The sequence below is a fragment of the Micrococcus sp. CS26 genome (assembly GCF_055522295.1).
Genome location: NZ_JBVFVY010000031.1, coordinates 1 through 15,296, shown reverse-complemented (window position 1 = coordinate 15,296; position 15,296 = coordinate 1). Strand labels below are relative to the sequence as shown.

At 74.0% G+C, this 15,296-nt stretch carries 16 protein-coding genes; 11 read left to right on the top strand and 5 right to left on the bottom strand.

Features of this window, described 5'->3' with window-relative positions; genetic code table 11:
- The 4 genes from ACZ1IK_RS10460 to ACZ1IK_RS10445 form a co-directional block, all read left to right on the top strand.
- A partial coding sequence (locus tag ACZ1IK_RS10460) for a CPBP family intramembrane glutamic endopeptidase (protein ID WP_070709194.1) occupies positions 1–831 on the top strand: 831 nt, incomplete at its 5' end.
- 1 nt (position 832) lies between these two features.
- A complete protein-coding gene (locus ACZ1IK_RS10455) occupies positions 833–2,245 on the top strand; it encodes an MATE family efflux transporter (protein ID WP_036341608.1) in 1,413 nt (470 codons plus the stop codon).
- Between the two features lie 60 nt (positions 2,246–2,305).
- Positions 2,306–2,887, top strand: coding sequence for a hypothetical protein (locus tag ACZ1IK_RS10450; protein ID WP_095347681.1), 582 nt, complete (start codon positions 2,306–2,308; stop codon positions 2,885–2,887).
- Between the two features lie 190 nt (positions 2,888–3,077).
- A complete protein-coding gene (locus ACZ1IK_RS10445; protein ID WP_002856779.1) occupies positions 3,078–3,479 on the top strand; it encodes a hypothetical protein in 402 nt (133 codons plus the stop codon).
- A 10-nt stretch (positions 3,480–3,489) separates the two neighbouring features.
- Here ACZ1IK_RS10445 and ACZ1IK_RS10440 read toward each other — a convergent pair whose 3' ends face one another.
- Positions 3,490–4,473, bottom strand: coding sequence for an L-lactate dehydrogenase (locus tag ACZ1IK_RS10440; protein WP_145950800.1), 984 nt, complete (start codon positions 4,471–4,473; stop codon positions 3,490–3,492).
- Between the two features lie 97 nt (positions 4,474–4,570).
- A complete protein-coding gene (locus tag ACZ1IK_RS10435) occupies positions 4,571–5,362 on the bottom strand; it encodes a CGNR zinc finger domain-containing protein (RefSeq protein WP_036341617.1) in 792 nt (263 codons plus the stop codon).
- Positions 5,363–5,529: 167 nt separating this feature from the next.
- On the opposite strand from ACZ1IK_RS10435, the gene ACZ1IK_RS10430 reads away from it, so the two are divergent.
- The gene (locus ACZ1IK_RS10430) at positions 5,530–7,185 is read left to right on the top strand and encodes a thiamine pyrophosphate-dependent enzyme (protein ID WP_036341620.1); all 1,656 of its coding nucleotides are present in this window, start codon (positions 5,530–5,532) and stop codon (positions 7,183–7,185) included.
- Between the two features lie 32 nt (positions 7,186–7,217).
- Here ACZ1IK_RS10430 and ACZ1IK_RS10425 read toward each other — a convergent pair whose 3' ends face one another.
- A complete protein-coding gene (locus ACZ1IK_RS10425; protein ID WP_036341622.1) occupies positions 7,218–7,778 on the bottom strand; it encodes a GNAT family N-acetyltransferase in 561 nt (186 codons plus the stop codon).
- Between the two features lie 265 nt (positions 7,779–8,043).
- Between ACZ1IK_RS10425 and ACZ1IK_RS10420 the strand changes: the two genes are divergently transcribed.
- From ACZ1IK_RS10420 to adhP, 4 genes are all read left to right on the top strand, one after another.
- On the top strand, positions 8,044–8,475 hold the full coding sequence (locus ACZ1IK_RS10420; RefSeq protein ID WP_036316759.1) for a DUF779 domain-containing protein: 432 nt from the start codon (positions 8,044–8,046) through the stop codon (positions 8,473–8,475).
- Positions 8,472–9,899: a helix-turn-helix domain-containing protein gene (locus ACZ1IK_RS10415; protein ID WP_044658542.1), complete on the top strand. Its 1,428-nt coding sequence runs from the start codon at positions 8,472–8,474 to the stop codon at positions 9,897–9,899. The genes ACZ1IK_RS10420 and ACZ1IK_RS10415 overlap by 4 nt, the downstream gene beginning before the upstream one ends.
- 121 nt (positions 9,900–10,020) lie before the next feature.
- On the top strand, positions 10,021–11,544 hold the full coding sequence (gene exaC / locus ACZ1IK_RS10410; RefSeq protein ID WP_036316755.1) for an acetaldehyde dehydrogenase ExaC: 1,524 nt from the start codon (positions 10,021–10,023) through the stop codon (positions 11,542–11,544).
- Between the two features lie 54 nt (positions 11,545–11,598).
- Complete coding sequence (adhP, locus tag ACZ1IK_RS10405; RefSeq protein ID WP_122054738.1) at positions 11,599–12,630, top strand: alcohol dehydrogenase AdhP; 1,032 nt, start codon at positions 11,599–11,601, stop codon at positions 12,628–12,630.
- A 154-nt stretch (positions 12,631–12,784) separates the two neighbouring features.
- Here adhP and ACZ1IK_RS10400 read toward each other — a convergent pair whose 3' ends face one another.
- A complete protein-coding gene (locus ACZ1IK_RS10400; RefSeq protein ID WP_145950798.1) occupies positions 12,785–13,687 on the bottom strand; it encodes an alpha/beta hydrolase family protein in 903 nt (300 codons plus the stop codon).
- Between the two features lie 48 nt (positions 13,688–13,735).
- On the opposite strand from ACZ1IK_RS10400, the gene ACZ1IK_RS10395 reads away from it, so the two are divergent.
- Together ACZ1IK_RS10395 and ACZ1IK_RS10390 are read left to right on the top strand one after the other, a co-directional pair.
- Positions 13,736–14,176: a hotdog fold thioesterase gene (locus ACZ1IK_RS10395; RefSeq protein ID WP_256748767.1), complete on the top strand. Its 441-nt coding sequence runs from the start codon at positions 13,736–13,738 to the stop codon at positions 14,174–14,176.
- Entirely contained in the window at positions 14,173–14,490 is a 318-nt protein-coding gene (locus tag ACZ1IK_RS10390; RefSeq protein WP_036316747.1) for a putative quinol monooxygenase, read from the top strand. The genes ACZ1IK_RS10395 and ACZ1IK_RS10390 overlap by 4 nt, the downstream gene beginning before the upstream one ends.
- Before the next feature lie 150 nt (positions 14,491–14,640).
- Here the strand turns inward: ACZ1IK_RS10390 and ACZ1IK_RS10385 are convergent, their stop codons facing one another.
- A complete protein-coding gene (locus ACZ1IK_RS10385) occupies positions 14,641–15,198 on the bottom strand; it encodes an SRPBCC family protein (RefSeq protein ID WP_069942043.1) in 558 nt (185 codons plus the stop codon).
- Between the last annotated feature and the right edge of the window lie 98 nt (positions 15,199–15,296).

Below are 15,296 nucleotides of genomic sequence, written 5' to 3'. Positions count from 1 at the left end.
GGCGTCCCCGCCGGCTGGCCCGGCCGCCGGCCCGCGGCCCGCCCCGCGCCGGACTGGACCCCGGGTCGGTTCCACTGGGGCGACGCCGTCGTGGTGCTCGTGTACGTGGCGCTCATGGTGCTCGGGCTGGGGCTGTGGCTGGCGGTGTCGCTCGGCCTGGTCCCCGGTGACCTCGAGGCGTTCGACCTGGTCCGCGACGGGTTCACGGTGAACATCGTCAGCTACGCGATCCTCGTGGTGCTCGTGCTGGCCGTGGCCTGGCGCCCGCTCGTGACGTCGCTGCGGGTGTTCCGCACGGGGACGTGGTGGAAGCTGTTGCTGCTGCCCGCCACGTGGCTGGCGTGCATCGTCGTGAACGTGATCGTGCTGAGCCTCATCGGGGAGGCGCAGACCAGCGCCAACCAGGCCGCGCTCGAGGAGATGACCACGCAGGCCCCGCCCGTGCTCATGATCCTCATGACCGTGGTGGCCGCCCCGCTCGTGGAGGAGTACCTGTTCCGCCACCTGCTGATCGGCAAGCTCTCCCGCTGGATCAACGTGTGGGTGTGCGCCGTGGTCTCCGTGCTCGCGTTCACACTCCTGCACTTCCTCGGCACCGGCGGCGACTTCCGGCTCGTGGAGACCGTCCCGTACCTGACCCTCGCGGTGGCGATCACGGTGTCCTACATCCTGATGGGCCGCTCGTTCGGGTACGCGGTGCTGCTGCACATGGTGAACAACGGCATCGCCATCGCGATGCTCTACCTCGTGGCCCCCCTGCTGCCGGACACGCTGCCCGGCCCCACTGCCCCGACCACGGCGCTGGCCCCGCTGCTGGCCCTGCTGGGCTGAGATGGCGGGACCCTCCGGCTCGACGGCGGCGCCCGCCCCGCAGGACGCGCGCGCCCTCACGCGGCGCATCCTCGCGCTCGCGGTCCCCGCGTTCGGCGCGCTCATCGCGGAGCCGCTGTTCCTGCTGGCCGACACCGCGATCATCGGGCACCTGGGCACGGCCCAGCTGGCCGGCGTCGGGATCGGCACCACCATCCTGCACACGCTCACCGGCCTCATGATCTTCCTGGCCTACGCCACCACCCCGGCGGTGGCCCGGCTGATCGGGGCGGGGAACCTGGCCGCCGCGATGGACCGCGGCCGCGACGGCATCTGGCTGGGCCTGCTGCTCGGCGCGGTGCTGGCCGTCCTCGGCTGGCTCGCGGCCCCCGCGCTGACGGCGGCCCTCGGCGCGACGGGCGAGGTGCAGGCCCACGCCGTCGCCTACCTGCGCTGGTCCATGCCGGGGCTGCCGGCCCTGCTGGCCGTGCTCGCCGCCACCGGGGTGCTCCGCGGCCTCCAGGACACCGTGACGCCGCTCGTGGTGGCGGGTGTGGGCTTCGGCGCGAACATCGGGCTGAACGTGGCCCTGGTGTACGGGCTGGGCTGGGGCGTGGCCGGCTCGGCCATCGGCACGTCCGTGGTGCAGTGGGCGATGCTCGTGACGTACCTGTTCGTGCTGGCCCCGCGCTTCCGCCGCTCGGGCACGGCGTGGGCGCCCCGTGCCTCGGGCATGCGCGCCACGGCCCAGGTGGGGTCGTGGCTGCTGCTGCGCACCGCGAGCCTGCGCGCGGCCATCCTCATCACCGTCATGGCCGCCGCCGGCGCGGGCGACCTCACCCTCGCCGCGCACCAGCTCGTCTTCACGCTGTTCTCCACGCTGGCGTTCGCCCTCGACGCCCTCGCGATCGCCGCGCAGGCCCTGATCGGCGCCGAGCTCGGGGCCGCCCGGCCGGACGCCGCCCGTCGCCTCACCCGGACGATGGTGCACTGGGGGCTGGGCTTCGGCGTCGTGACTGGGGCCGTCCTGGCCCTCGCGGCGCCGGTGCTGCCGGGGCTGTTCACCACGGACCCGACCGTGCAGGCCGCCGCCACCGTGGGCCTGTGGGTGCTGGCCGCCGGGCAGCCGGTGGCCGGGTACGTGTTCGTGCTGGACGGCGTGCTGATCGGCGCCGGCGACGCCCGCTACCTCGCCCTCGCCGGCCTCGTGAACCTCGTGGTCTACGCGCCGGCGCTCTGGGTGCTCGCGCAGCTCGCCACGGGCGGGTTCGGCTGGACCGCGGTCTGGCCCGGACCGAACGCCGCCGTGCCCGACGCCGGCGTGCAGCTGGGCCTGCTCTGGCTCGGCTTCGCGGGGGTCTACATGGGGATGCGGGCGCTCACCCTCGGCTGGCGGGCCCGGCGCGACGACTGGATGCGGCTCGGCGTCGTGTGAGCGCGTCCGGGCGGTGACGCGCGGGCCGGGCCGCGGCCGCACGGCTCCTAGACTGGGGCGGTGGCTACCGTGCAGACCCCCCTCGAGATCTCGTCCGTGGTGTTCAAGCCGATCCTGATCCGCGCCGTGGTGGCGCTGGCGTTCGGTCTGACCACCGTGTTCGTCGCCGAGCCGGGCCTGACGTGGATGAAGGTCATGTTCGCGCTGTATCTGGCATTTTCCGGCTCGGCGATGTGGGAGTACCTGCGCCGCGACCCGGTGCCCGTGGCCATGCGCTCCCCGCTGTCCCTGGCGGCGGCCGCGTGGATGCTCGGCGTGATCGTGCTGCTGTTCCTGGGGTCCCCGGCCGCGGTGGGCGTGGCGGCCGGCGCCGCCCTCGTGCTCGGCGGCGTCGCCGAGCTCGTGGCGTGGGCCCGCCACCGCCACGAGTTCATCCCCGCGCGGGACCAGCTGTGGACCGGTCTCGTGGGCTTGCTCTCCGGGGGCGGCGTGGTCGTGGCCGCCCTGCAGGGCTTCGGCCCGCACGCCCTGCTCGGCATCGCCGGCGGCGGGGCGATCCTGATCGGGGTGCTCCTGATGGTCTCCGGGCTCGGCTTCCACCACGAGGTGCGCCGGGACCGCGGCACGGCCAGGGGCCTCTGAACCGGGCCGACGTCGCCGCTCCGACCCGCGGGGCGGACGTTCGCCGGGGGAGGACCTCGGGGCCCCGAGGGGCCACCCGTCGGCCGGACGCGTAGACTGGCTCCGGTCCGCCGCGCCCCGAGGGCCTCAGCCCCGGGCGCCTGCGTGGGCCGTGTCGCCCCAGCCGCCCCCAGCCGTCAGGAGTCCCGCCGTGAGCGCACCGTCCCCCCGCCCGTCCGCCGATCGCGCCGGATCCGGCCGCCCGGCACGCGGCGGTCTGCGCACCACGGTCAAGGGCCCGCTCGTCTTCTCCGCCGTGCTCGGCCTGATCGGTGGGGTGATCGCCGGCATCACGGCCTCCGGCGGCACGCAGAATCCGCTGCGCATCGACATCGCGCTGATCGCCTTCGGCGTCTTCTTCATGACGTCGCTCGTGGTGGTGGCCATGCTGCAGCTCGCCGCGCGCGAGAACCCGGACCACCTCTCCCAGGGCTCCGGCGTGAACCGGTCCTCCGAGGAGATGTTCCGCAAGGCCGCCGCCGACCGCCGCGCCCAGGCCGCCCGGGAGCGCCGCGAGCAGGGCGGCACCGGAGGCGACGCCCCGCGCGCCTGAGGCCGGCGCCTCAGAACCCGAGGCTGCGTGCCTCCCGCCGCAGCGCGTCCGCCGAGGCGTGCAGCGCCCGCATCTCCGCGGCGTCCAGCTCGGGCTGGATCACGCGTGTGACGCCGTCGCGCCCCACCACGGACGGCATGGACAGGGCGACGTCGGAGAGCCCGTGGACGCCGTCGAGCACGGTGGAGACCGGCAGGATGGCGTGCTGGTCGCGCAGGATCGCCTCGAGCAGGCGGGTCGTGGCCACGCCGACCGCGTACGTGGTGGCGCCCTTGCCCTGGATCACCTCGTAGGCCGCGTTGACCACGGTGTCCGCGACTTCGTCCAGGTCGGCGCGGGTGAACAGCGGGTCGGCCGGCGTCGGCCACTCGAGGAGGGGCGTCGGGCCGATGCGCGCCGAGCTCCACGCGGGGAACTCCGTGTCCCCGTGCTCGCCGAGGATGGCCGCGTGCACCGACGACGCGTGGACCTGCGCCCGCGACGCCAGCAGCCACCGCAGGCGGGACGTGTCCAGCAGGGTGCCCGAGCCGATCACCCGGCCGGCCGGCAGACCGGTGAGGCGCTGGGCCACCAGCGTGAGGACGTCCACGGGATTGGTGACGAGCACGATCAGCGCGTCCGGCGCGTGCGCCTGCACCTGGGGCAGCAGGCCGCGCAGGATCTCCACGTTGTGCGCGCCGAGGTCGAGGCGGGTCTGCCCCGGCTTCTGGTTGGCGCCGGCCGTGATCACGACGACCTCGCAGCCGGCCAGGACGTCCGGGTCCGCGCCGCCGGTCATCGCGGATGCAGAGGTGAACGGGGTGCCGTGGGCCAGGTCGAGGACCTCGGCGCGGACCTTGGGCTCGTCGATGTCGTAGAGGGCGACCTCGCGGGCGACGCCGCGGATCAGCGCCGCGTAGCAGATCGCGGTGCCGACGCCGCCGGCCCCCACGACGCCGACCTTGCGGTGGGCGGGTCCGAGGGACGCGGGGGCGGCGGGGGTGTGCTCGCTCATGCCTCGCAGACTAGGGGTGTCCGGTCGGCCGACGGAACCACGAGGCCGCCCCGTCCCCCGATGTTCAGCGCCGGGTCACCTGGCGGGTGGGGCCGGGTCAGTCCTTCTTCTTGTCCGACTTCTTCTTGCGGGCCTTCTTCTCCGCCTTCTTGCGGGCCTTCTTCTCCGCCTTCCTGCGCTCCTTCTTCTCCTTCTTGGTCTCCCGGCGGGGCTCGTCGGCGGCGGCCTCGGAGTCCACGGCGGCCTCGGGCGCCTCGGAGTCCACGACGGCCTCCGGCGCCTCCGCCTCCTCCGGCCCGGCCGGATCCGCCGCGGGGGCGGACTCCGCCGCCTCGGCCAGCCGTGCCCGGTAGGAGCGCACGTGGGTGCGGTTGGCGCAGTTGGCCTCGTCGCAGAACCGCTTGGACCGGTTCCGGCTGGCGTCCACGAGCGCGTTCTCGCAGTCCTCGCCCTCGCACACGCGCAGGCGGGTCAGCTCGCCGTCCATCGCGGTCTCCGCCAGCGCGAGGGCGGCCATCGCGGCCAGCCGCTCCACCGCGTCGGCGGGGACCTGCGCCGGTGCCAGCCCGACGACGTCGCCCCCGGCCGTCAGCCGCAGCGGCCCGGCCGCGGCGAGGAGGGCGTTCACGCGCTCCACGGCGGCCGCCTCGTCCACGGCGGCGAGGGCCCAGACCTCGGCCAGACGGCCGCGGAGTTCGCGGCCACGCACGGCCGCGGCGGCGGCCAGGCGGAGGCGGACCTCGTCCTCCTGGAGTTCAGGGACGAGGGAGGGCAGCTGCGTGGCGGCGGTGAACCGCTCGTCGGCCGGCTGACCGCCCCGCAGTCCGGGGGCGGTGTTCAGGAACGCGGCCAGGGAGGCGAGGCGGGAGAGCGTCGGCGCGGAGAGCATGGGGAAATCGTACGGCGGGCCCGCCCTCCCGTCACCGGCTTCACGCCGCGTATCGGGTCGCCTCCGGCGCCGTCCCGTCCAGTACCCTGACCCCCACGGACCCCGTCTGCACGGCGGGGTGCACCCACGGGGCCGGAGGGGCCCCCGAACCAGCACAGGAGACCTCCATGTCCCAGACCTCCCAGGCGACCGGTCGCCTCTCCGCCGGGCACGTCATCGTCAAGACCCTCGAGTCCCACGGCGTGAAGCGCGTCTACTCCGTGCCGGGCGAGTCCTACCTGGACGTCCTGGACGGCCTGCACGACTCGGGCATCGAGAACGTGGTGTGCCGCCACGAGGGCGGCGCCACGTACATGGCCGAGGCCGACGGCAAGATGAACGTGGTCCCTGGCGTCGCCATGGTGACGCGCGGCCCGGGCGCCGCGAACGCCCACGTCGGCCTGCACACCGCGTGGCAGGACTCGACGGCGCTCGTCCTGTTCGTCGGCCTGATCCCGTTCGAGCACCGCGACCGCGAGGCCTTCCAGGAGTTCGACCCGCACGCCTGGTTCGGCACCGGTGCGAAGCGCGTGATGGTCCTGGACCACCCGGAGCGCGCCTCCGAGATCGTGGCCGAGGCCATGTTCGCCGCCAGCTCGGGCCGGCCCGGGCCCGTCGTCGTCGGCCTGCCGGAGGACGTGATCCGTGAGGAGATCGATGCGCACCTGCACCCGCAGATCCCCGTGGCCTCAGGCGGCATGACCGTGGGGGACTGGAAGTCCCTGCACGCCGCGCTCAAGGAGTCCCGCAAGCCGCTGTTCATCACCGGTGGCAACGACTGGACGGACGAGGGTGCGCAGACCCTGACGACGTGGCTGGAGGAGCACAAGATCCCCGCCGCCGCCGAGTGGCGCACCGAGGGCACCGTGCCGTTCTCCTCGCCGTCCTACGTGGGCCCGATCGGCTACGGCCGCCCGAAGCCGACCTACGACATGCTCGAGGAGACCGACCTCATCGTGTTCGTCGGCACCGTGCCGGGCGACGTCGTGACCAATGGCTTCACCATCCGCCAGAACTGGGACAAGAAGAACTTCCTGGTCACCATCGACCCGTCCCTGCGCGGCCGCTCCGGCCCCGTGTCCCACCAGATCGTGGCCAAGCCGGACGGGTTCATCCGCGACCTCGTCCGCATGGAGCTCGAGGTCAAGCCGGAGTGGGAGGAGTGGACCTCCCGCATGCGCGGCGAGCAGGAGAAGTTCGCGGCCCTGCCCCCGGCCGAGCCGTCCGAGGGCCAGGCGAAGATGGCCACGCTCATGGCCAACCTGGTGCCGAAGCTGCCGAAGGACTCGATGATCTCCCTCGGCGCGGGCGAGCACACCAACTGGGCGCACCGGTACTTCCCGACCGAGGGCTATCGCTCCATGATCTCGGCCCGCAACGGCTCCATGGGCTACTCGGTGCCGGGTGCCGTGGCCGCGTCCCTGAACTTCCCGGACCGCACCGTGGTGACCATCGCCGGCGACGGCGAGTTCCTCATGAACGGCCAGGAGCTGGCGACCGCCGCGCAGTACGGCGCCACGCCCCTCGTGATCGTCATGGACAACCAGGAGTACGGCACCATCCGCACCCACCAGGAGCGCCAGTACCCCGGGCGCGTCTCCGGCACCCAGCTGAAGAACCCCGACTTCGCCGCCATGGCCCAGGCGTTCGGCGGCTTCGGGGTGCGCGTGGAGCGGGACGCGGACGTGCCGGCGGCCGTGGACGCGGCGCTCAAGGCGGTCCAGGAGGAGGGCCGGTTCGCGCTCATCCACCTGATCGTGGAGCAGCGCGTCAAGGCCTACTGAGGCCGGCGGCGCGGTCCCCGCCGTCCCTCCGGTCAGGCCGCCGTCGTGGGGACGTCGAAGCGCAGCTGGGGCACGGGGAAGGGCGCACCGTCGAGGTCCGCCTCGACCCGGTCCCGCAGCACGCCCCCGCACGCACGGATCGTGGCCACGGAGGCGGTGTTCGTCTCGTCGCACGTGAGCAGGGCGGCGGGCACCCCGCGTGCGGCCAGCAGCGTCAGGGCGCCGCGCAGCAGCCGCGCGGCGTGGCCCCGCCGCCGGAACGCGGGGCGCACCGCATAGCCCACGTGTCCGTTGACGTGCCGCAGCGCCTCGTTCAGCTCCCACCGCACGGACACCCGGCCCACCAGCTCACCGTTCTCGTCCACGCCCACGTAGAAGGAGGCGGGCGCGCGGCCGGGCTCGACGTCGCCGCGCGCCTCGGCGGCGAACGCGCGGCGGACCGCGGGGAAGGAGCGGGTGCCGGCCATCAGGAAGTCGAACCCCTCCCGATGCAGCTCGGCGTCCGCCTCGCGCGCCGCGATCTCGTCCGCGGCGCGCAGCGGGCGCAGCAGGAGGCCGTCCACGGTGACGGTGGGGCTGGGGTCCGGGAGCATGTGCCGAGTGTACGAGGGGGACGCCGGGCGTGGCCGCGTGAGCCGCCCGCCGCCCCAGCCCTCGTGCTTTCCCCACCTCCGCGCCACCCCCGCGCCGTGAGCCAGACGTTTCGGTCGTGATCAGCCCCTGATTGCAGCCGAAACGTCTGGCTCGCGGCACAGCCCCCGGGCCGCCGCGCCCCCCACGACACGAGCAGGGGTGACGTGGATCACGTTCGAGGCTAGGGTGTGGGGACCGACGATCGCCCATCCCCAGGAGGTCGCGATGACCGTGCCGTCCTCGTCGGCGGAGCATGCGCTCGACGCTCGCCCCGAGCTGCCGGGCGAAACCGTGTCCCGCGTCGCCATGACGCCCGCGGCGCTCGAGCTGATCCGCCGACTCCTCCCGATCCACGGCCCGCTCATGTTCCACCAGTCCGGCGGCTGCTGCGACGGCTCCGCGCCCATGTGCTATCCCGCCGGCGACTTCACGACCGGCGCCGCCGACGTCCTGCTGGGCACCTTCGCGCTGCCGGCCGAGGGGGACCAGGCCGCCGTGGAGATCCCGTTCTGGATGTCCGCCGCCCAGTTCGAGTACTGGAAGCACACCCACCTCACCCTGGACGTGGTGGACGGGCGCGGCTCCGGCTTCTCCGTCGAGGCGCCCGAGGGCAAGCGGTTCCTGATCCGCTCGCGGTTGATGGCAGGCTCGGGATGAGCTCGACCCTCGCCACCAGCGCCTACCGACGCGCCGTGGACCGGGCCCACGAGTCCCTCGCCGCGGTCCGCCTGTCGCTCGCGCCGTCGTCGCCCACCGCTCCGGCCGGCGCAGACCAGGGCCTGCGCGCCGCCCTGCAGGGGCTGCGGCGAGAGGTCCGTGAGTCCTGGCTGCGCTCCCTCGGCGCCCTCACCCCCGCGGTACCCGGCCAGACCGACCCGGCCACCCTCTCCGACGACGACCTCGCCGCCGCCCGCCGAGACCAGCGCCTCGCCGTGGCCCTGCCGGTGGTCCGCCGCATGCTCATCCACCCCGCGGCCGAGGCCGGGATGCTCGCCGCGATCGGCAACGCGCGCGGCCACCTGCTGTGGGTCGAGGGCGACCGGACCGCGGTGCGCCACGCCGAGACCATGGGCTTCGTGGCGGGCGCCGACTGGTCCGAGGCGTCCATGGGCACCTCCGCCCCCGGCATCGTCCTCGCGACCGGCGCCCCCACGCAGGTCAGCCGCGGCGAGCACCTGAGCCCGCGCGTGCACCCGTGGAGCTGTTCGGCCGTCCCGCTCACGGACCCGGCCACCGGGCGGCTCGTCGGGGTCCTGGACCTCACGGGCGGGGAGGACGCCGTCAGCCACCTCGCCCTGCCGCTGCTCCAGGCCACCGTGGACGCCGTGCACGCCGCCTGGCGGGACCTGCCCGCCCCGTCCCGGGGCCGTCCCCGCGGCACCGCCCCGACGCCGGGCCCCTCGGCTCCGCCGTCCGCCTCGCCGGGGCCGAGCCCCGCCGCCGCGCCGCACCGCCACGACGCCGCCGCGGGCCTGTTGCGCGTCACCGGCCACCTGCCGCCCACGCTGGACGGGGTCGAGCTCACCGGCCGGCACGCCGAGATCCTCACCCTCCTCGCGTGGCACGGCCCGGGCCTGACCGGCGCCGAGCTCGAGGTCGCGCTGTATCCGGAGGAGACCGCCGGGCCCCGGCCCGCGCCGGGCGATTCCCCCGCCCGCGCCATCTCGCTGCGCGCCGAGGTGCATCGACTCCGCCGGGCGCTGCGGGACGTGGGGGCGCCGGTGGCACTGCTGTCCCGGCCGTACCGGCTCGTGGGGGAGGTGCACGCGGACCTGCTGTGCGCGCGGGAGGCGCTGCGCGCCGGGGATCTGGACCGTGCGCTGCACGCGGCGGCCGGGCCGGTGCTGCCGCGGTCGGCGTCCCCCGGTGTCGCCTCGATCCGCGCGGAGCTGGGGGAGGCGCTGCGCGAGGCCGTCGCCCAGGACGCGGATGTCGAACAGCTCTGGGCCTACCTGGGCCGCCCCGAGGCCCGCGACGACGTCGAGCTCTGGGGCGCCGCCCTGCGTCTGCTGCCGGCGGACTCGCCGCGGCGGGCGCTCGCCGTGGCCACGCTCGAGCGGATCGAGCGGGACCTGGCCTGACCCGGCCCGCCCCTCACCCGCGCCCGGCTGCAACCTCCGTGCAACCTCCTTGTGACTAGGGTCACAGCCACGGCAGGGCGCCACCGGCGCCGAGGCAACCGCAGGCAAAGGAGCCAGCACCATGACCGTCTACGCATTCCCCGGCACCGAGGGCGCCAAGGTCGAGTTCAAGTCCCGCTACGAGCACTTCATCGGAGGAGAGTGGACACCCCCGGTCAAGGGCCAGTACTTCGAGAACGTCACGCCCGTGACGGGCAAGGTGTTCTGCGAGGTCGCCCGCGGCACGGCCGAGGACATCGACGTCGCCCTCGACGCCGCCTGGAAGGCCGCCCCGGCCTGGGGCGCCACCTCGGCGGCCGAGCGTGCGCTCGTGCTGCACCGCATCGCGGACCGCATGGAGGAGAACCTCGAGATGCTGGCGGTCGCGGAGACCTGGGACAACGGCAAGGCCGTCCGGGAGACCCTCAACGCGGACCTGCCGCTGGCCATCGACCACTTCCGGTACTTCGCCGGCGCGATCCGCGCGCAGGAGGGCGGCCTGTCCCAGGTGGACGAGGACACCGTCGCCTACCACTTCCACGAGCCGCTCGGCGTGGTCGGCCAGATCATCCCGTGGAACTTCCCGCTGCTGATGGGGGTGTGGAAGCTGGCGCCCGCGCTGGCCGCGGGCAACGCCGTCGTGATCAAGCCCGCCGAGCAGACGCCGGCCTCGGTCATGGTGTTCATCGAGCTGATCGCGGACCTGCTGCCGGCCGGCGTCGTCAACGTGGTCAACGGCTTCGGCCTCGAGGCCGGCAAGCCGCTCGCGCAGTCGCCGCGCATCCGCAAGATCGCGTTCACGGGTGAGACGACGACGGGCCGGCTGATCATGCAGTACGCCTCGGAGAACATCATCCCGGTGACCCTGGAGCTGGGCGGCAAGTCGCCCAACGTCTTCTTCGAGGACGTCATGGCGGCCGACGACGCCTACTGGGACAAGGCGCAGGAGGGCTTCACCCTGTTCGCGCTGAACCAGGGCGAGGTCTGCACGTGCCCGTCGCGGGCGCTCGTGCAGGAGTCGATCGCGGAGAAGTTCCTCGACGCCGTCGTGGAGCGGACCTCGCGCATCGTGACCGGCAACCCCCTCGACACGGACGTGATGATGGGCGCCCAGGCCTCCAACGACCAGCTCGAGAAGATCACGTCCTACCTGGACATCGGCCGTCAGGAGGGCGCCGAGGTGCTGATCGGTGGCGCCCGCGCCGAGATGGAGGGCGAACTGGCCGGCGGCTACTACGTGCAGCCCACGATCTTCCGCGGGGACAACTCGATGCGCATCTTCCAGGAGGAGATCTTCGGGCCGGTGGTCTCGACGACCACGTTCACCGACTTCGACGACGCCATGCGGATCGCCAACGACACGCTCTACGGGCTCGGCGCCGGCGTGTGGTCCCGGAACGGCAACACCGCCTACCGCGCGGGCCGGGCGATCCAGGCCGGCCGCGTGTGGGTGAACAACTACCACGCCTACCCGGCCCACGCCGCGTTCGGCGGGTACAAGTCCTCCGGCATCGGCCGCGAGAACCACCTGATGATGCTCGACCACTACCAGCAGACCAAGAACCTGCTCGTCTCCTACTCCGAGGACAAGCTCGGGTTCTTCTGAGCCGACGCCGGCACCGCACGACCCCCCCTCCCCACTCCACGAAAGGTGATCCCCATGACCACGATGAAGGCAGCCGTCGTCACCCAGTTCGGCACAGAGGCCGACGTCACGGAGGTCGAGCGCCCGACGCCCGGCCAGCACCAAGCGCTCGTGAAGCTCATCTCCTCGGGCGTCTGTCACACGGACCTGCACGCGATGGAGGGCGACTGGCCGGTGAAGCCGACCCCGCCGTTCATCCCGGGCCACGAGGGCGTGGGCATCGTCGAGGAGGTCGGACCCGACGTCGAGAACCTCAAGGTCGGGGACATGGTCGGCAACGCGTGGCTGTGGCGAGCGTGCGGCCACTGCCAGTACTGCCGCACCGGGTGGGAGACCCTGTGCGAGGAGCAGGTCAACGGCGGCTACTCCGTGGACGGTTCGTTCGGTGAGTACATGCTCGTGGATGCCCGCTACGCGCCCGTGATCCCCGAGGGCGCGGACCCGATGGAGGTCGGCCCGATCCTGTGCGCCGGCGTCACGGTGTACAAGGGGCTGAAGCAGACCGAGGTGCGGCCCGGGCAGTGGGTCGTGATCTCCGGCATCGGCGGCCTGGGGCACATCGCGGTGCAGTACGCCGTGGCGATGGGCATGCGCGTGGTGGCCGTGGACGTCGCGGACGACAAGCTGGCGCTCGCCTCTCGGCACGGCGCGGAGCTGACCGTGAACGCGAACGTCGCGGACCCCTCCGTGGAGATCCAGGAGAAGATCGGCGGCGCCCACGGTGTGCTCGTCACGGCCGTGCACCCCCAGGCGTTCGGCCAGGCCATCGCGATGACCCGCCGCGGCGGCACCATCGTGTTCAACGGCCTGCCCCCGGGCGACTTCCCCGCGCCGATCTTCGACATCGTCCTCAAGGGCCTGACCATCCGCGGTTCGATCGTGGGCACCCGGCAGGACATGGTCGAGGCACTCGAGTTCTACGCGGCCGGGAAGATCCACCCGACGTTCCACACCCGTCCGCTCACCGAGATCAACGACGTGTTCGACGAGATGCGCCACGGCAAGATCGAGGGCCGCGTCGTGATCGACTACGCGATGCAGGACTGACGTGTCGCCTGGGCGTCGGCTGGGCGCGGGGTAGTATCGGCACATCACGCGCACCAGTGCGACGGCGGTCGTCCCACCCGGAGATCCGGGCCGGGGCGGCCGCCGTCGTCGTCGCGGGGACGGGGCGGGCCGCAGCGCGCCCGACGCCCGAGCCTCAGCGGGCCGCGTCCGGGGCGACCCCGTCGCGCAGCCACTCCAGCGTGGCCGGCCAGAAGGTCGGCGCGAACCGCGCGTGGAGCAGTCCGAAGTGCCCGATCTCCGTGACACCGAGCTCCTCCGGCCGCACCCGCCAGCGCACCGTCCGCCGGCCCGGCGAGTAGGCGTCCGCGCGGTCGAGGGCGGCGTCGGTGCCGAAGTCGTCGTCGACGGGCGCCACGATCAGCGCGTCCGCCGTGAACGCGGCCAGACGACGGCGCAGCTCGTCCCGGCCGGCGGCGGTGCGGGCGCTCGCGGTGAAGTCGCGGCGGCTGCGCGCCCAGTCCAGGGCGACCCCGCGCGGCAGGTCCTCGAGCCAGCCGAGCCGCCGCCCCGGGAAGTGACCGCGGGCCAGCGTGATCGCCGGCATCGCCGCGTGCCACCGCGCCCACATCCGCACGCGCCCCGGCCGCGCCCGGTAGTCCCGCCAGTGGGCGTGCTGACCGCCGACGGCCACATGGCGGGCCACGTGACGCGCCTCGTCCGCGAGCCCGATGCCGAACCCGCCGTAGCTGTGGCCCACCGTCAGGAGGGGGCCGGGCAGGTGCGTCCGGGCCCAGCCGAGCACGGCGTCCGCGTCGAGGGCGCCCCAGTCCGCCCACCGCGCCTGCCGGGCCACGGCGAACGGCTCGCGGGACTCCCCGACACCCCGGTAGTCGAACGTGACCGCGTGGAACCCGTGGCCGGCGAGGAACTCGGCGTAGCGCCGGTAGTACGTGGCCTTCACCCCGGTCGCGGGGGCGATCACCACCGCGCCGGCGGGCCGGGCCTGGGGCGCCGTCGTGGGGGCGAAGTGGCGGGCCGCGAGCACGAAGCCGTCGCGGGCGCGGAGGCGCGCGGGGGTGGAGGTGGTCTGCGTCACGCCGCCACCCTAGGCGCGGGGCGGCGCGACCTGCGACACAATGGGCCCATGACTGAGACCCCCCAGAGCTCGTCCGGCCAGAGCCGGGACGAGATCCTCGCCCGCCTCGAGGAGATCTACGCGAACGACCCCGCGGTGCGCGAGCACGGCGTCACCCTCGGCGAGGTGGCCGAGGGCCGCGTGGTGCTGCACCGCGACGTCACCGCGGACATGGTGAACTCCCACGAGATCTGCCACGGCGGCTTCCTGTTCCACCTCGCGGACTCGGCGCTGGCGTACTGCGTGGCGACCTTCGGCGCCGCCCCCGTCACCCGGCGCGCCGAGATCACCTACGTGGCGCCCGCCAGGCTCGGCGCGCACCTCGTGGCGACCGCCCGCCAGTCGGTGGAGTTCGGTCGCGACCGCATGATCGAGGTCGGCATCGAGGCGGACGGCCAGCTCGCAGCCTGGTTCACCGGCCACTCCACGAGCCCGCGGGCGCGCGCGTGAGCGCCGGGCAGGGCGCGACGACGGCCGGTCCGGTCATCGAGTCGGTGGAGCTGCACGTGGCGGCGGGGGCGGAGGCGGCGTTCGAGGCCGCCGTCGCCGAGGCCGAGCCGCTGTTCCGGGACGGGGGCGCGACGTCCTTCGCGCTGTCCCGGCAGGTGGAGGACCCGGCGCGCTACCGGCTGCTGATCGGCTGGCGCACGCTCGAGGACCACACCGTGGCCTTCCGCGAGTCCGACTCGTTCCTCGCGTGGCGTGCGCTCGTCACCCCGCACCTGGCGCAGCTGCCGGCCGCGACCCACTGGTCCGCCGTCTGACCCCCGCACCCCCCCGCTTTCGTTCGGGAAACGGCGGTCCCCGGCGCGTTTTCGTTCGAGAAACGGCGCGAGGGCCGACCGTTTCCCGAACGAAAGTGCCCGACACGCCGCCGTTTCCCGAACGAAAGTGCCGACTGAGACGCGGTCGGTTCAGAGGTGACGGCCGGCCAACCGCGTGAGGCTCGACTGGATGCCCCGCCCGTTGTCCGCCGGCACCCGCAGCAGCTCGTACGCGCGGCGCACGGCCGGCCGGGCCCACGAGTAGTCGAAGGTCTCGGTGACCTCGGTGGTGCCGTCCCCGTTGTCCCGGAACGCCCAGCGCCACCGGTGTCCGCCCGGGTGGGCCCACTCCACGAGCTCGTCCTCGTCCACGGCGGTGGCGGTCAGCGTCATCGTGTACGGCACCCCGTACTTCCGCATGGCCACGCGGAACCGGTCGCCCACGGCCAGCCGGTGCGGCCCGCTCACCTTCGGCCGCACGGTCCCGGACCCGTCCGCCTCGTGATGGCGGTGCGGGTCCGCGAGCATCGCCCACAGCTCGTGCGCCGGCGCGGCCACGGTGGCCCGGTAGGACACCTGGTGCTCGCCGGTCTCCACGCGCTCGGGCCACGCCGCCTGCGGGGCGGCCTGCGGCAGCCCGGACGACGACGGCGCGGCGGCGGACTCGGTCTCGGGGGTGGCGGACGAGGGGGTCGGCTCGGTGTTCATGCCGCCCAGTCTAGGAACCGCCGCGGACACCGGAAGTGGAGGCGACGGCACCCCCTCGGCGGGACACCACAGCACTCTTGCCGGGGGCCCGCCCCGGG

What these genes read in the sequence shown, in the direction of transcription:
- ACZ1IK_RS10430 (WP_036341620.1), top strand. Translation starts at nt 5,530, where the DNA reads ATGTCCCAGACCTCCCAGGCGACCGGTCGCCTCTCCGCCGGGCACGTC.
- adhP (WP_122054738.1), top strand. Translation starts at nt 11,599, where the DNA reads ATGACCACGATGAAGGCAGCCGTCGTCACCCAGTTCGGCACAGAGGCC.
- ACZ1IK_RS10395 (WP_256748767.1), top strand. Translation starts at nt 13,736, where the DNA reads ATGACTGAGACCCCCCAGAGCTCGTCCGGCCAGAGCCGGGACGAGATC.
- ACZ1IK_RS10435 (WP_036341617.1), bottom strand. Translation starts at nt 5,362, where the DNA reads ATGCTCTCCGCGCCGACGCTCTCCCGCCTCGCCTCCCTGGCCGCGTTC.
- ACZ1IK_RS10415 (WP_044658542.1), top strand. Translation starts at nt 8,472, where the DNA reads ATGAGCTCGACCCTCGCCACCAGCGCCTACCGACGCGCCGTGGACCGG.
- exaC (WP_036316755.1), top strand. Translation starts at nt 10,021, where the DNA reads ATGACCGTCTACGCATTCCCCGGCACCGAGGGCGCCAAGGTCGAGTTC.
- ACZ1IK_RS10385 (WP_069942043.1), bottom strand. Translation starts at nt 15,198, where the DNA reads ATGAACACCGAGCCGACCCCCTCGTCCGCCACCCCCGAGACCGAGTCC.
- ACZ1IK_RS10455 (WP_036341608.1), top strand. Translation starts at nt 833, where the DNA reads ATGGCGGGACCCTCCGGCTCGACGGCGGCGCCCGCCCCGCAGGACGCG.
- ACZ1IK_RS10425 (WP_036341622.1), bottom strand. Translation starts at nt 7,778, where the DNA reads ATGCTCCCGGACCCCAGCCCCACCGTCACCGTGGACGGCCTCCTGCTG.
- ACZ1IK_RS10440 (WP_145950800.1), bottom strand. Translation starts at nt 4,473, where the DNA reads ATGAGCGAGCACACCCCCGCCGCCCCCGCGTCCCTCGGACCCGCCCAC.
- ACZ1IK_RS10420 (WP_036316759.1), top strand. Translation starts at nt 8,044, where the DNA reads ATGACCGTGCCGTCCTCGTCGGCGGAGCATGCGCTCGACGCTCGCCCC.